General features: G+C 39.0%; 19 protein-coding genes and 1 riboswitch. Of the genes, 3 read left to right on the top strand and 16 right to left on the bottom strand.

From position 1 onward, the window contains the following. Positions 1-146: 146 nt before the first annotated feature. A complete protein-coding gene (locus tag NST66_RS08480) occupies positions 147-1067 on the top strand; it encodes a CobW family GTP-binding protein (RefSeq protein ID WP_014460454.1) in 921 nt (306 codons plus the stop codon). Between the two features lie 32 nt (positions 1068-1099). Here NST66_RS08480 and NST66_RS08475 read toward each other — a convergent pair whose 3' ends face one another. Then, positions 1100-1258, bottom strand: a complete 159-nt coding sequence (locus NST66_RS08475) for a hypothetical protein (RefSeq protein ID WP_013056708.1) — start codon at positions 1256-1258, stop codon at positions 1100-1102. A 294-nt stretch (positions 1259-1552) separates the two neighbouring features. On the opposite strand from NST66_RS08475, the gene NST66_RS08470 reads away from it, so the two are divergent. Beyond that, positions 1553-1879 carry a MerR family transcriptional regulator gene (locus tag NST66_RS08470; protein ID WP_013082852.1) on the top strand — a complete coding sequence of 109 codons (327 nt, stop codon included), beginning with the start codon at positions 1553-1555 and terminating at the stop codon, positions 1877-1879. Positions 1880-1970: 91 nt separating this feature from the next. Here the strand turns inward: NST66_RS08470 and rarD are convergent, their stop codons facing one another. The 14 genes from rarD to NST66_RS08400 all read right to left on the bottom strand — a co-directional run bounded on the left by rarD (position 1971) and on the right by NST66_RS08400 (position 12899). Next, complete coding sequence (gene rarD / locus NST66_RS08465; RefSeq protein WP_033578771.1) at positions 1971-2897, bottom strand: EamA family transporter RarD; 927 nt, start codon at positions 2895-2897, stop codon at positions 1971-1973. 138 nt (positions 2898-3035) lie between these two features. Continuing rightward, entirely contained in the window at positions 3036-3605 is a 570-nt protein-coding gene (locus NST66_RS08460; RefSeq protein WP_028413636.1) for a cob(I)yrinic acid a,c-diamide adenosyltransferase, read from the bottom strand. Beyond that, positions 3602-4027, bottom strand: a complete 426-nt coding sequence (locus tag NST66_RS08455; RefSeq protein ID WP_033578770.1) for a bifunctional adenosylcobinamide kinase/adenosylcobinamide-phosphate guanylyltransferase — start codon at positions 4025-4027, stop codon at positions 3602-3604. Before NST66_RS08455 ends, NST66_RS08460 begins: the two co-directional genes overlap by 4 nt. Continuing rightward, positions 3979-4593: a histidine phosphatase family protein gene (locus NST66_RS08450; protein WP_028413638.1), complete on the bottom strand. Its 615-nt coding sequence runs from the start codon at positions 4591-4593 to the stop codon at positions 3979-3981. Before NST66_RS08450 ends, NST66_RS08455 begins: the two co-directional genes overlap by 49 nt. Continuing rightward, positions 4551-5324: an adenosylcobinamide-GDP ribazoletransferase gene (gene cobS, locus NST66_RS08445; protein ID WP_028413639.1), complete on the bottom strand. Its 774-nt coding sequence runs from the start codon at positions 5322-5324 to the stop codon at positions 4551-4553. Before cobS ends, NST66_RS08450 begins: the two co-directional genes overlap by 43 nt. Next, complete coding sequence (locus NST66_RS08440) at positions 5321-5881, bottom strand: bifunctional adenosylcobinamide kinase/adenosylcobinamide-phosphate guanylyltransferase (RefSeq protein WP_033578769.1); 561 nt, start codon at positions 5879-5881, stop codon at positions 5321-5323. Before NST66_RS08440 ends, cobS begins: the two co-directional genes overlap by 4 nt. Continuing rightward, entirely contained in the window at positions 5878-6957 is a 1080-nt protein-coding gene (gene cobD, locus NST66_RS08435) for a threonine-phosphate decarboxylase CobD (protein WP_034269340.1), read from the bottom strand. The genes NST66_RS08440 and cobD overlap by 4 nt, the downstream gene beginning before the upstream one ends. Next, positions 6932-7918, bottom strand: coding sequence for an adenosylcobinamide-phosphate synthase CbiB (gene cbiB, locus NST66_RS08430; protein WP_033578767.1), 987 nt, complete (start codon positions 7916-7918; stop codon positions 6932-6934). The genes cobD and cbiB overlap by 26 nt, the downstream gene beginning before the upstream one ends. A 4-nt stretch (positions 7919-7922) precedes the next feature. Beyond that, the gene (locus NST66_RS08425) at positions 7923-8531 is read right to left on the bottom strand and encodes an adenosylcobinamide amidohydrolase (RefSeq protein WP_033578766.1); all 609 of its coding nucleotides are present in this window, start codon (positions 8529-8531) and stop codon (positions 7923-7925) included. Positions 8532-8619: 88 nt separating this feature from the next. Then, positions 8620-9579 carry an ABC transporter substrate-binding protein gene (locus NST66_RS08420; RefSeq protein ID WP_028413644.1) on the bottom strand — a complete coding sequence of 320 codons (960 nt, stop codon included), beginning with the start codon at positions 9577-9579 and terminating at the stop codon, positions 8620-8622. A gap of 259 nt (positions 9580-9838) precedes the next feature. Beyond that, a riboswitch (cobalamin riboswitch) is annotated at positions 9839-9971 on the bottom strand. 90 nt (positions 9972-10061) lie between these two features. Then, positions 10062-10376: a thioredoxin family protein gene (locus NST66_RS08415; RefSeq protein ID WP_013056696.1), complete on the bottom strand. Its 315-nt coding sequence runs from the start codon at positions 10374-10376 to the stop codon at positions 10062-10064. Positions 10377-10564: 188 nt separating this feature from the next. Continuing rightward, positions 10565-11167 carry a YpjP family protein gene (locus NST66_RS08410; protein WP_028413645.1) on the bottom strand — a complete coding sequence of 201 codons (603 nt, stop codon included), beginning with the start codon at positions 11165-11167 and terminating at the stop codon, positions 10565-10567. 380 nt (positions 11168-11547) lie between these two features. After that, positions 11548-12327 (bottom strand): class I SAM-dependent methyltransferase, encoded by a 780-nt coding sequence (locus NST66_RS08405; protein WP_033579524.1) that lies wholly within the window; start codon positions 12325-12327, stop codon positions 11548-11550. Between the two features lie 134 nt (positions 12328-12461). Continuing rightward, positions 12462-12899, bottom strand: a complete 438-nt coding sequence (locus NST66_RS08400) for a BrxA/BrxB family bacilliredoxin (protein ID WP_013056693.1) — start codon at positions 12897-12899, stop codon at positions 12462-12464. 241 nt (positions 12900-13140) lie between these two features. Between NST66_RS08400 and NST66_RS08395 the strand changes: the two genes are divergently transcribed. Continuing rightward, on the top strand, positions 13141-14025 hold the full coding sequence (locus tag NST66_RS08395; RefSeq protein WP_340843264.1) for a polysaccharide deacetylase family protein: 885 nt from the start codon (positions 13141-13143) through the stop codon (positions 14023-14025). A gap of 30 nt (positions 14026-14055) precedes the next feature. On the opposite strand, the gene NST66_RS08390 is transcribed toward NST66_RS08395, so the two are convergent. Next, positions 14056-15180, bottom strand: a complete 1125-nt coding sequence (locus tag NST66_RS08390) for a conserved virulence factor C family protein (RefSeq protein ID WP_028413648.1) — start codon at positions 15178-15180, stop codon at positions 14056-14058. Positions 15181-15231: the final 51 nt, after the last annotated feature.

Below are 15231 nucleotides of genomic sequence, written 5' to 3'. Positions count from 1 at the left end.
TAGCGCTTTTAAAGTTGTTATAATGAATACAAAAAAGCATAAAAATTTACGTTTAGACATTTATCCCCTCTTGGATATACGATTTACCAACCCGTAATCGGAAAAATTCCGATTTAAATAATGTTATTTACATAGGAGAGACTGAAATGAAAACAGAAATCTACATTTTATCTGGATTTTTAGGCAGCGGAAAAACAACGTTGCTTAAACAGCTGCTTCAGCAAGAAAAAGATCGTAATCGCAATATTGCTGTTGTGATGAATGAGCTTGGCCAAGTTTCGATTGACTCAAATGAAGTAGAAGAAGACACGCCGTTAAAAGAATTGCTAAATGGCTGCGTGTGCTGTACGATTCAAGGTCAATTTGAAACGCAGCTTCATTCACTTTTACAGGAGAACACATTGGATGCTATCTATATAGAAACAACGGGAGTTGCCCATCCCATTGAAGTATTAGATGCTTGTATGTCTCCTCTTTTTGCGCATCAAGTTACGATTAAAAGTATTATCACCACACTGGATGCGACAAGATGGAAAGAACGTGGTTCCTTAAGCATTCAACTTCAAAAACTTCTTCAAGAACAAGTAAAACATGGGGATGTAATTTTATTAAATAAAACGGACATGCTGTCTGAGTCAGAAAAGTCTTCCCTGCTTTTTGAGATTCAATCCATTAACGCTAGTGCAAGGACATTATTAACGACATTTTCCCGCGTGAAGCTTGATGTGATTCAAAAAGCTCAGCTGTCTCAAAAACAGCCGCACCATAAGGCTCATGTTGAAGATCATCTTCATTTGAAAACATTTGTATATGAGTTTACAAAAAAAGTGGATCTTGAATTATTTGAAAATTGGCTTCGCCAAATGCCAGATACCATTTATCGCATTAAAGGCTACATGCGCTTCACTCATTCGAATGATACGTATTCGTTTCAATATTCATACGGCATGCCTCTATATATGAAAGAAATGATGAAGCTGCCCACCACTCTTGTCTTTATAGGTGAAAACCTCGATCACGCTAAGATGAAACAAGAATTATTTAATCTTGAACAGCAATCTCATTAAAAATCCCGCTCTAGGCGGGATTTTTTTATTACTTATAAACAGGCATTTTGTACTCTGCGCAAAATTTCATATGCACGATTTCCGGCTAACTCTGTCAATTCTTCAAATTTTTCATCTCTTTTCAAATCGAGTTCAATAATTTCTTTTGCCAGCTCAATAATCTCTTCTTTTTTCAATTGTTGCACAGCCATGTAAAACGCCCTTCCCTTTTAGAATTTATGTATATTCTCACATTTATTTTCTATTCATCATTTTGAAAGCAAGTGATTAACCACAAGGCTTTATCCTGTATGGTTAACCACTTGGGATCGAGTTAATCATTAGTTTATAGGACTCTTTTCCCTATTTCATTATTTATGTCACTTTTTCTCACATAGTAATTCAAAAATATAACATATATATGTTAGAATGTATTACATGTTATAATTTTTTGTATTTTTTTCCTTTATAATAACATACTACTACGTACTCAGGGGTGAGGGAGATTGTCTACGAATGAAGCGTCATATCGAGATAAAAAAGTCATGTCTATTGGGATTGTAAAAGAATTAACCGGTTTATCAGAAAGACAAATTCGCTACTATGAGAAAAGAAGCCTGCTCTTTCCGGACCGAACCAATACGGGTATCCGGAAATATTCGTTTTCAGACGTCGAACGATTAATGGATATTGCCGATCGTATAGAAGAAGGAGTTCAAACGAGTGAAATACGCACAGAACTGGCTAAAAAAGATGAAGCGAGAAAAATGAAAGAAGTAAAAAACCAAATGCTTCAAGGTCAGTTGAACGCTCATTTCAAGCGGAAGCTATAAAGTATACATACGGTGACTTTTCCGTCTCCGTTTTTATTTCTTTACAGCAGACAAAAAAGCGCATATCTAAAGATATCCGCTTTTTTGTCCGTTAAGCTGAACGCCCTTTAAAGAATTTCGGCTGATGAGAACTCATGAACTTAGTTTTAGATAAAATGAACATCACCGATCCGCCCCAAATGAACAAAAAGGCAATCATTTCCACACTAGAAAACGGTTCGTGATACACGAATACCCCTAATAAAAGCGTCATGGTAGGAGCAATGTACTGCAAAAAACCGACCATCGATAGCGGAATAAGCGGGGCTCCTTTAGCGAAATACAATAGTGGCATAGCTGTAGCAACACCGCCTCCAATTAAAAGAGCGCTCACATCAAGCGACTGAAGGGAAAAACTTGAAGATCCTTTCACTAAAAGAAAAATAAAATAAATAACTGCAATAGGTGCAACCATCATCGTTTCAATCGTTAATCCTACTTTTGCTTCTAACTGAATAGTCTTTTTTACAAGACCGTACAAACCAAAGCTAAACGCTAAGCTTAATGATACCCATGGGATATGTCCGTATGTAACTGTCATAACGATAACACCTATAGCAGCCAATCCAACAGAAGCACCTTGCCAAAAATTAAGCTTCTCTTTTAAAACGACTATGCCAAGCAAAATACTAACGAGCGGATTGATGTAGTAACCTAAACTTGTTTCAATAATATGATTATGGTTAACCGCCCAAATGTAAACGAACCAGTTGATGCTGATTAGCACTGAAGCCACAAATAAAATGACCGCTTGTTTCGTATTACGAAATAATAAACCAAGCGTCTTCTTTAAAGAACTCATTTGCTTTGTCACAAGCAAAAGTAAAAGCATAAAAACAAATGACCATATAACGCGGTGAGCGAGTATTTCATTCGCATTCACCTCGCCAAGAAGCTTCCAGTAAAGCGGAAAAAGCCCCCACATAACGTAAGCGCTGGCTGTATAAACAATACCTGCTCGTTTAGAATCTTGATTCATTTCTCAACCTCTTTTCTTTATCTCTCTGTCTCTTATCATTATAGATGCATTTACCTCTTTTTTATAGCTTTATTTTGCCTATCGAAATAGCTCAAAAAAAAAAAAACGATCGCTTTTAGCTCGACCGTTTTTTATACATTATTTTTTAGGTTGTTTAAATACTTTGGCACTGCGAATATACTCTACGTCTTGTACATTTTCTCGCGCGTTAGCGATTCGAGCCGCAGCAAAGAAATAATCGGATAAACGATTTAAATACTGAAGCACCGCCACATTAATTTTATGCTCACGCTGCACGCCAACAACAAGCCGTTCTGCGCGGCGTGTAATCGTCCGACAAATATGAAGCGTTGTCGCTGCAGGTGTGCCTCCAGGTAAAATAAAACGCTCAATGGCCGGCGCTTCTGACATATAGACATCAATGCGCTTTTCAAGTACTGCTATCATGTCATTCGTTACTTTGTACGGATGATCATCTTTTGCAAATGCTAAATCACTTCCACAGTCAAAAAGCTCATGCTGAATCGTAATTAGCTCTTCTTTTACATCTTTTAATGTTGCTTCATCCAGCTGATAAATCGCTTGACCTACAAAGCCATTTAGCTCATCAATCGTCCCGTATGCTTCCACTCGAATATCATCTTTATTTACTCTTCCTCCAATTAAGCTTGTCTGCCCTTTGTCCCCTGTTTTTGTGTAAATGTTCATTGTATTTCCTCCTTCAATCGATTAGCAATTCCGTACCAAATGTGATCTACTTTCTGGGCATGTGCCGCCAAATGCTGATACGCATACCCGCATTCATCTCTCCACTGCCGCTCTATTGGATCTAAAGGAACAATGCCTTTGCCGACTTCAGTTCCAATCACTATTAACTGTTCCCATACACCGCTGTCTCTCCACTTCTGTATGACCTTTTTAACAACAAGATGCGGAGCCTCCAGCTCGCTATGTATTAATTCCTTAACATAGTGCTCAAATCCTTCTAGCACAATGTAACTTTCTTCAAACTCAATGGCCGGTAAAACGGGGTCTTCATACAAACAATGCCATTTTATCGACTCACTGGCATACTGCTGCTTCACCCATTTTCTTTTGCCGGTAAATGCACCGCCGAATACGAAATGCATGCTCTTCTCTCCTTTGCCTGTTTGTATGTGCACGTTACTGAAAAACCTTCTCCATAAGAAAAAGAAACATCCCAAAGCGACGCTGTCTGTTTAAAATGGGACGCAAGTAAACGCAGTGGTCCGCCGTGTGAAACAATAGCAATGTGACGCAATTGCTGACTAGCCGCCAAATCGACCGCTTCTTCCCAAGCTTCCCAAACTCGGTTTGAAAACCCTGAGAAGCTTTCACCATTCGGAGGCGTATGTTCTGCCCAGTGATCGATCCAATTTCTATATGCCCGTATGTTTTTTAAATCTTCATACGTCTTCTCTTCCCAATCTCCAAAATGCAGCTCACGCCAACTTTCCCTTTTAATCACCTGAGATTTAGGAAAAACAATTGAACTTGTTTCTAGCGCTCTTTTTAAGTCACTGGAAATAACGAGCTCCGGCTCTAGAGAAAGCTCTTTTAATTCATTTTTCCCTTCTATACTTAAAGGCGGATCACTCCACCCTATATATTTTTTTTGTTGATTTTCAAGCGTCATGCCATGGCGAATACATGTGATAACCAAAGAATTATCCATAAAAACGTTTCTCCTCCTTCAATGGTTGCACCTATAACATCTCCTGTTACGCCACCAAACTGCGAACGATAAAACCGTATCCAGAGCCATAAAAAACCGGCAAAGAAAAAGATAATGAATTTATTGTCTATAAAAACAATGAAAATAGCAACTAAGAATAGGCTCATGACGATAAATGCATAAATAGACCATTTGGTGACTCCTTTTTGAAAATAAGCAGCAAGCCCCGTATCTTTAGCGGGCTTATCTCTCATAACTAAGAAAGCGGCTCCGATTCTTGGAAGTGTAAAGACGGTTATACATGCCCAAACCGATAAAGAAGAAAGAGACGTTAATTCATAGATTGCACTAAAGCGCAGCAGAAGCAGAACAATAAGAGAAAGAATAGCAAAAGACCCAACGTGCGGATCGCTTAAAATCTGCAGTTTCTTTTCCTTTGACTGATGGGAAAAATACGCATCACTTACATCCATCCACCCGTCTACATGAAGACCACCCGTTAAAACAAGCGGCAAAAGCAAAACTAAAATACTGCTAACAATAGCAGTGATAGGTGAATAGTGAAGCAGCTGTAAAAAGCTATAAAACATTAAACCTAGTAATATGCCAATCCAAGGCAGGACAAAAAGTGAGCGTGCCGTTCTTTTTTCAGTCCATTGAACGGTTTTAGCCAGTGGTAAGATCGTAAAAAACTGAAGAGAGATTCGTAGTATGGCTATCCATTCTTTCATTTGCTTACACATTCCTTTCCTTTTTTAAAACGGGAAAGTCCCGCTTCTACACAAATAGCCACATCTGCTTTTTCTACAATATACTGATGTAATTTCCCTAACATATGCATATAGCTATATGTCGGCTCCTCTAACACGCCCGCTTCAAACAGTTCATTAGATACTAGCACGACCGTCTGAGACTGCGCAAACAGTTTATCGAGCGCTTCTATCATCTGACGAAAAACCTCTTGTTTACCTTCTTTTGTTTGCCACCTTTTTTCGGTTAAAAAAAGCTCATTGGCAAGCCAGTTTGTGACACAGTCCAAGAGTATAGTATCATCACTTCGAAGGTTTGGAAGAATTTGTTGTAAATCTACAGACTGCTCGATCGTTGCCCAAGGCGTGTTCGCCGCTTGACGTTCTGCTTGATGAAGCTGGATACGTTTTTGCATTTCACTATCTGTTTGCCGGCTTGTGGCAATATAAACAGCGCGCTTTGTACAAAAAGTTTGAACCATGTTCTCCGCTGCACGTGATTTGCCGCTTCGAACCCCTCCGCTAATAAAGATGATCATATTTCATCGAGTCCTTGTTTGATTACGTTAAGTAAATAGTCATTTTCTTCTTTCGTTTTCACAGCCAAACGGATATAGCGTCCATTTAAAAATGGGAAGTTTTCAGTATGCCGAGCTACCACACCGCGGCTTGCTAAATAGATAAGCCAATCGCGCGTTTTAATAGAAGACGGAACGCTGCAAAGATAATAGTTTGTTTGAGACGGAGAAACCAAAAGCCCCCATTCTTCTAGTTGACTCAAGATCCGTTTTCGTTCTTGTTTAATATAATATACGGTTTTTTTCACAAAATCTTTTTCATCTACACATATCATCCCTACTTGCTGCGACAATCCGTTTACACTCCAAGGAGGTTGTTTTTTAGACATCTTGCTAATGATTTTTTCATTTGCCAAAATATAGCCAAGGCGAAGCCCCGCAATATTAAACATCTTTGTCATCGAACGCACAACAATGAGATGTTCATAGTTTAGAATAAGAGAATCAAATGAAGGCTGATGTTCGACAAAATCAATAAATGCTTCATCAATTATTAAGTATGTACCATGATGAGCAGCAGCTTTTACTACTTTCATCCATTCCTCGTGACTATACATAACGCCCGTTGGATTATTTGGGTGACAAATCCATAGTACTTTTATATCCGGAAGAATACTCATAATCAACTCTATATCCCAGCTCCAGCCATTTTCTTCAGCTAAAGGAACGTATGTCACTTCACATCCATACGCTTTACTTGCCTGTTCGTATTCGACAAACGTCGGCTGTACAATCCCCGCTTTCTCTCCTGAAAATAAAGAAGCAATAAGGAAAAACGCTTCAGCGGCTCCATTTGTGGGCAGCACTTGGGCAGCGGAAACGTGATGATGAGCTGCAAGTTTATTTTTTAGTTCTGTTACTTCAGGATCAGGGTAACTAAACGCAGCTTCCTTGAATTCGTTCCACTTTTCGTGAAGAACAAGGGGAGCCCCTAAAGGATTTGTGTTTACGCTAAAGTCTTTTAGATGCGACAAATTCTCGGCCCCTATTGCTTTTAAAAAGACATTGGGGTTAGCTCCATGTGTAGGTAATAGCACTAATAACTCCTCCTAACAAAAGATAGAATAACCACGTAGCATAGACCGTCCTTTTCATAATGAAAACAGCTTGTTCAATATGACCGGCTTGCAGGGGAATGAGTGGTTCGCCCATTTTTGCACGATTAGATTCTATGCCTTTATATGTATTAAGCCCGCCGAGTTGAATACCTAAAAGAGCAGCCACTGCACTTTCCCCGTATCCGCTATTTGGACTTGGATGCTTCTTAGCATCGCGCTTAATCAAACTCGTTACATGCCAAAGAGAATATTGGCTTTTCGCTACATTAACAGCGGTCATTACCACTGCAGTTAACCGACTTGGAATATAGTTTAATACGTCATCGGTTTTTGCACTAAAATAGCCGAACAGAAAGTAGCGGTCATTTTTATACCCAACCATTGAATCACATGTGTTAATAGCTCGGTAAAAAAAGGCTAGGGCTCCTCCTCCTATAAATGCATAAAAAAGCGGAGCTGTAATACCATCACTTGTATTTTCAGCCACGGTCTCTACCGTCGCTCTGGCAATTTCTCCTTCTGATAAACGATCCGTATCTCGTCCCACAATCATGCTTACTTCATATCTAGCTTTCTCCATATCTCCTAGCTGAAGCGGCTTTTGCACCTTATAAGCAGCTTCGCTTAAGGAACGAGTGGATATAGTAGTCGCAATCATTACGCCCTCTACTAAAACGCCTAGTATAAAATGAACTCCGTACAAAGCATGAAGGAATAAAAAAGGAATAACTCCTGCGAGCACCACCATACTTATCACAAGAAGCAATCCTTTGAATCGTTTTCCTGCGCCTTTATTTAATCTGGAATCCATCCAATAAATCCACTTGCCAAACCAGCGAACGGGATGCGGCCAATTTTCTGGGTCACCTATGATTCGGTCAATGAGTAGAGCAATCGTCATGGCTGTCAGGTGTGCAATCATCGCTTGTGCAATACTCATTTCTTCACCTCTTTTCCTTAAGTGCCTGCTCTAAGCTTATTTTTACCAGCTTGGCTACCGCTTGACCTAAAGCGGTCATAGAGCCTGCATATTCATATAATGGTCCTTGCTGAGACGCTGCAACTGAGATACTGTCCGTAGATGTTCCCGTAGCAATCGTCTTTGTAGCTGGATCTATGATACCCAGCTGTGACAGCGTTTTTGTTTTGGCTTCTGTAGCGGCAATAAAAAGCTGTAAAAACGCCGCATCCGTAAGCGTGCCTTCCACGAAAAAAAACATATTAATTGTACCGGGAGAGGAATAAAATGGAACAGCTTCGTCAGCTGTAATATCCACTGCGTTTCCTACTCCAGCCGTTATCACGGAAGCTACTCTTACTCCGTAGCCTTCATAACAGTAAACCGCTCTTTCTTTTAACCAAACCGCTGTCATCAACCCTACGATTTGCTCATGGCGCACATTTTCTTTCATCAAATATTGCTCATACTCTAAAGAAGGAGTATCTGAATAATAGTCTTTATGAACAAATCGATTGTAAAAGGTGTCCGTTTCCATGATACCTGTTCCTAAAACGCCTGAGCTGTATGTTTTATAAGAAGTCTCGGTTTTCATGATTAAAAGCTCAGGCCGTTCTTCAATTTTAAGATGTGAAAAGGGACCAATCCCCTTTTCAATTCGAACTGGAATATGGTCCCTCTTTTTATTTATTGTACACCTCAGGGTATACTGCTTTTGCTAAGTCCTCTAAGCCATCTACAATACGAGGTCCTAAGCGGTTGATTTTGTTTTGATCAACCTTTTCGATGTTCCCCTCTTTTACAGCAGTCATGCTGCTCCAAGCGGGACGCTTCATAATCTCATTTTTGTCTGCATCATACGTTGCGATAATAACGTCAGGGTTTAACTTAACAACTTGCTCTTCAGAAAACTTAACCCAACCCTTTTCACTAGCCGCTACGTTATCAGCACCGATCATAGTAAGCATTTCGTTCATGAACGTACCTTTTCCTGTTGTATAAATCTCAGGAGCTCCCGATACCTCTATCCATACCTTTTTACGATCTTCTTTTGAAATCGTTTTTGCTTTTTTCTCAATTGAAGCTACTTTTTCTTTCATGTCTTTAATTGTTTGATTAGCTTCTTTTGTTTTACCCGTTAATTTACCAATTTGCGTAATAGAATCATAAACCGTATCAAACGTTGTTGAATCTTTTACAACAAATACCGGAATACCCGCACTTTCAATTTGTTTAAATACTTCATCTGAAACGCCCATACTTGAAGCGTGTGCCAGCACTAAATCAGGATTTAAAGCAATAACTTTTTCTGCATTAACGTTCATATCTCCCACCTGCGCTTTTTTCTTTACGCTTTTAGGATAATCATCGTTGCTTGTGACACCGACTAATTCTTTTTCAAGGCCAAGGGCATATACAATCTCCGTATTACTTGGCATTAATGAAACAATTTTCTTAGGCTGTTTTTTCAACGTAATTTCTTTATCACGCGCGTCTTTTACCTTCACTGGAAACGCAGCTTGTGACGTTTGTTCTGTATCTTGCTTCGTTTTTTTATCACTGTTGCTTTGGCTGCCTGCACCGCATGCAGCAAGTACGATGACTAACAGCGCAATAATGGAATACGAAAGCCATTTTTTCATCTAAATACTCCCCCTATATATTGTTCATTGTGAATACGAAACCTCCACGTTAAAGAAAAAGCAAATGATCATGCAAAAAGCAGCGCTATCCCGTTTTTTCCGCTTTGACTATGTATACTGCTCGGCAGCAGCTTCAAAATAAAAAAGCTTTACTTTCAATTGAAAGCAAAGCAGGTAACGTCAAGATAAGCAGGAAAAGAATCCGTTCACTATACTTGATATGTATGTTCATTACCCTGCTTCACCCTTCCTCGAAGGTTTCACAGCTAACAATAAGGCAGGTCTCCTGACTTACGCACAAAGCGCTTACAGTGGCGGGACCGCGCTGGTTTTTCACCAGACTTCCCTTTTCACTCAATCTTTAAATTGAGACCTTATTGCTTTACGATTATTCACTTGTCCTAGTATACCCCACTCATCGAAAAATGGAAATAGCCATTCTCACAAAAAAAGCTGCGAGAATGCTCTCGCAGCTTAGGGAATTAAAGAGTTGCTAAAAATTCACGGACCGCTTCAGGCGTTTTAGCATTTGCACTGTGCAGGTGCGCAATTTTTTCACCGTTTTTATATACAAGAAGAGAAGGAATACCCATTACATTGTTTTCAGCAGAAAGTTCTTCAAACTCATCCTTGTCAATTTTAAACCATGCTTTATCTGTATTTTCGTCAACGATTTCATCAATAAACATATCCAAACGTTTGCAATCAGGACACCACGTTGTCGTAAAAATCCCAACGCTTAGTGTTTCATTCTTAATTTGTTCGCGAAATTGTTTTTCTTCCGTAAATTGTTTCATTGTGTTACCTCCAGCGTCTATTCGTTCCTTCCTACAATTCTATAGTAAGAAGTCTGACTTCATTATAAACGATTTTTTTATCGTTGTGCTAATGTTTCAGCTTATTTAGACCATAACGGTTTTAGACGTAAAAAAATGCTAGCTTAAAAAAGCTAACATTTCGAAATTGTAGAATGTTGTGTCTATTATCAGCTGAACCACTTAGGCGGCATGTTTCGGTTCCAATAAATTTTCCCTAAATCATAATGCTTTTGAAAATTATCTGCGGCCGCATGATAGTGAAAATTAAACCAGTATCCATCTTTTGGAGGATTTTCACGCCGTACATGAAACCGTATTAAGTCCTGACCGGTTTCCCGGTCATATACATGGAAAATCTTTTCACCGTAGCCAGCAGCAGGGTGCTCGCTTATCTCGAGATTCTGAATTGACTGTTCACGTTCAGTGCCAATGTCGGTCAGCACTTCTTCAATTTTAGGTAACACTGCTTGACGAAATTCATCTTCAATGACAGGACCAATTTTTGTTCCGAATTTTTCCACTGACTGTTTTTCAGCTGATTCCATTGCATACGTAACAAATGATGAAACGTCTTCATATTTTGGTTCTTCATATGGCAAATGAATATCTTCTATAACAGCTGTGACAGGAGTTGTTTCTCTTACATACCCTGCTTTATGTTGCTTGTCCGCTTTTGCATCATCAACGTATAAATATTCTGGTGGAGTGACAAGCCCAAATGTAAATACTGTAATAAATACAATTAGCATTCTTTTTATCCATCTAGGCATTCGTATCTTTCCTTTCTCATCTTTTCCCATATGGTCTTTTCATATTGTAAAATTCATTATCATAACTCACTAGGTATTGTAACATACTTATTAATTTTTTACCTATATTTGCTTATTCATTTATGCTGTCTACGGGCATTTGACGACTTTTCAGTTACCACCTTCCTTCTTCTGTTTGAGGTTGTCACACCGAGCGGAAACCTATACAAGATATTCCTTTTTTGCTGGATGCTTAAACACAAAAGTATTTTTATGTTCAAAAATATATCATACTTTTATGAACTTTAGATGAAATTCATAAAAAAAACTTCCAAAACTTTTTAATTCCTAAAAGGTTTTGGAAGTCTTTTCAATGAGCGTAATTAATTTTACTTTTTTGGTTATTTTTGTATATCAATTGTCCCGTAATGAAATTTTGATGTTTTTCGTTTTTGCACAGTAAATCCGTGCTCTTTAAAACGACTGCTTTTCCAATGATCTTTTAGCACGACCTTTTGTTTGGCTACTCTTTTTGCTTCTTGTATAGCCATTGGCGTCAGCGTGGTATACAGTGCTATTGCTTTAATACCGTTAATTCCATTCGATTCCTCAATTTGTTCTTGAAACATAGGATCAAAGTAGACAACATCAAAAGAATTATCTTCACAACACGCCAAAAACGATTCAAAATTTTGATGAACCACGTTTATACGCTTCATTGCATCATTCAACTCTTGTACGTCACTTTCCCAATTTAAAAGTCCTTGTTTGACTAAATAAGCTACATAGCGGTTGCCTTCTAGTCCGACAACTTTCCCACTTTTCCCTACCGCTACGCTCGCCATCATACTATCCGATGCAAGACCAAGTGTACAGTCAAGCACGCTCATTCCTTTTTCTAAACCAGCAGCTTCAATAAACGGATCACGTTCTCCCCGCAGCCATCTCTTCACTCTAAACATAGCGGAGTTTGGATGAAAAAAAATAGGTTCCTCTTCATTTTGGACGTGCAACTCTACTCTATTTTTACCGACAACCAGCACGTCTGCAGCTTCAAGATTTTGAAGATCTGCAACAGATTTCTTCTCTCTTGTTACAAAAGGTATACTTAAATCAGCGGCTACTTGTTTGGCTTTTACAATCATCTGTTCATTTGTTCGACCAGCAGTCGTAACAATCACTTTCATAACTCCCCCTACACTGTTTGGCTATTTACATAAAGAAAAAGGATGCCGATAGACATCCTTTTTCTTATAAAGTATATGCGATTTTTCTCTAAAAATCTATATACTAGATGTGACAAAAGCAGGACATTTTATGAACAGTGCTGCTTAAAGCCATTTAAAATGTTTTCAAAAATAACTTCTAACGGCTGACCTTCAATTTCATGTCGAGGAATAAAATGAACAACTTCTTTTCCTTTTAAAAGTGCCATAGACGGTGATGAAGGCTCAATGTCCCCAAAATATTCACGCATTTTAGCTGTTGCTTCCTTATCTTGACCGGCAAAAACAGTTACCACTTGATCTGGTTTTTGCTCAGACTGTAAGTACGCTTGCGTTGCTGCAGGACGTGCTAAACCAGCAGCGCATCCACAAACTGAATTAACGACAACAAAAGTTGTTCCTTCTACGTTTTCCATAAAATCAACTACGGCTTCCTCTGTTGTTAATTCTTCATAACCAGCTTGAGTTAATTCTTGACGCATTGGTTTAACTAACTGACGCATATATTCTTCATATGCCATTGACATATTAACATTCCTCCTAACAATCATTCACGCTAAAAGCATACTATAAAAACCAGGAAAAATCTAGCTACTCACTCTTCAAATCCTTATCGCTGTCTCGTTCTCCTTTTTCATTTGACAAAAAAAGATTAAAACCGGGTCATATCATCTAATTTTTTTCCATAAAAATGTCGATTTTTACTATTAATATTCCATTTTTTGTACTATAGTAGTAAATAGTAGTTTAGTAGAAAGGATTTTCAAATTGAACCAGCGATTTAAACCGAACAAACGATTTAAGCCAAACAAACGATTTTATGCATTTTTGTCTTTAGTGTTAGTGATCGTCGCGTCTTTATTTTTTATTACAGAAGCCAAAGGAAGTGAATCCGCTGCATCTCAGCAAGTCTTAGCATCTACTGCATTGCCGCTGAAAGGAGCTGCACCTTCAGCACAACCTGAGAAGCTGCTTAATACACTTCACCATAATATGTATGTAGGAAATACCGTGAACGATCAAAATCAAGCTCTTACACAGCCTGTTTACCTTACGTTTGACGATGGTCCAACGCCTGATACCCTTCACATTTTAGATGCTTTGCGTCAATATAACGTAAAAGCAACTTTCTTTATGTTAAAGTATCAAATTGACGCTCACCCTGAAATTGCTAAAAAAGTAGCACAGGAAGGACATGCCATCGGCTGTCACGGCGTCTCTCATGATATTCATGTCATGTATAGTGAAGACGGCGCCGCGTTAAAAGAAATGCAGGAGTGTCAAGCGACAGTTAAGAAAGTAACCGGTGTTGACAGTAAGTTAATCCGCGTTCCTTACGGCAGCGTTCCTTATTTAAAAGAGCCGCACCGTACAGAGTTGCTAAGCCACTTTAAATTATGGGACTGGAATGTAGACAGTGAAGACTGGGCACTTCGTTCTGCACCTAGAATTATTCAGGGCCTTGAACCTCATATTCAAGGGGTTAACTCCAACGGAAGAACACCCGTCATTTTATTTCATGACAAATCCTTTACGGCACAGTCTCTGCCGACTATTTTGACTTACTTAAAACAGTCCGGTTATCAGCCTATTAAAATTGATAACACGATGCAGCCTATGCAGTTTCCAACTCCCGCTGCAAAACAGTCATAAAAAAAGATCATTCAAGTGAATGATCTTTTTTTATGCTTTTCTGCTTTCCGTCATTTGTTTCCAAACAGAACCTTTTGCTTCTTCTCCGCCTTCGATACGTTCAATCGCTAGCTTGATTTGTAAATCTACCTCAAATTCTTTGTCATTCTCTGCTGCTTTTAATGCAGGAAGAGCCGTCTCATCCCCTACCTCGTATAAATACATCGCTGCACGCCAGCGCACAAGCTTGTTTTTATCACCAAGGGCTTCACACATTGCCGGAATACCTTCTTCAAAACCTAAATCCGACATGCAGTCTCCAGCAGTACGGCGCACAGTGACTGATTTATCTTTTAATGCTTTGTATAAATAAGGCAGTACCGCTTTTGATTCAATCATTCCTAAGTAGACCGTAGCTAAGCGGCGAATAGATGCTTTTTCATCATCAAGCGCTTTATTTAAAACATCTAAATCAGCTTCTGTTGGATCCATTTGTTCTAAATGGGCATAGCGCACTGACCAATCGTTGTCTTCTAGCATCTCTTCTGTAACTTTATAGGTTTTACGCGGCTGTACCGTTTTTCCGCCTTCTTTTTCTTCTTGTGCATTGGCTACAAGGCGAGTTAATCTTTCTTGCGGATATGCTGCTGCTAATTCTTCCACTACTTCGTCTCCGATAGCCGCTAACTCTCCGTAACGAACGCCTTGTTCTTTCCATTTCCGTTCTAACACTACATTATCTGAAAAGCTTTGAAGCTCTGCTACCGCTTTTGCGAATCGTTCAGGCAGACCAAATCGCTTTTCTTCATTTCCATCCGTTAGCTTAACTTGCATTGGTACGTTTTTGAACATTTGAACGGACACATTGACCTCACCAAAATGCTCATTCATTTTGTGCTGTTCGCTGTTACTCTGCAAATCTTCACCAAACGCTGCACGAACTTGCGGCAAAATTTGCTTCCAGTCATATTTAGCATTTCGCTCTACTGCTAAGAAGTCCGCTACGTGATAGACTCCTTTTACCCCTTCTACTTTCAAGATGTCTTGAACAACTTCAGGCGCTGCTTCAGCATTTTTTTCCGTATAGTTATTGCTTTTTCCGCCTGATAGCACTTCGTCTAAATTAATTTTCATTGTATTCGGACTTGGCGTTGGCTCAATTGATTTAATGTTCATATCGTATCGTACTCCTCTCATTAAAATTGTAGCATGTGGCTTATACTCAGT

The sequence above is a fragment of the Priestia sp. FSL W8-0524 genome, from assembly GCF_038005965.1.
Lineage (GTDB): Bacteria > Bacillota > Bacilli > Bacillales > Bacillaceae_H > Priestia > Priestia zanthoxyli.
This window is presented reverse-complemented; position numbering and strand designations above follow the sequence as displayed.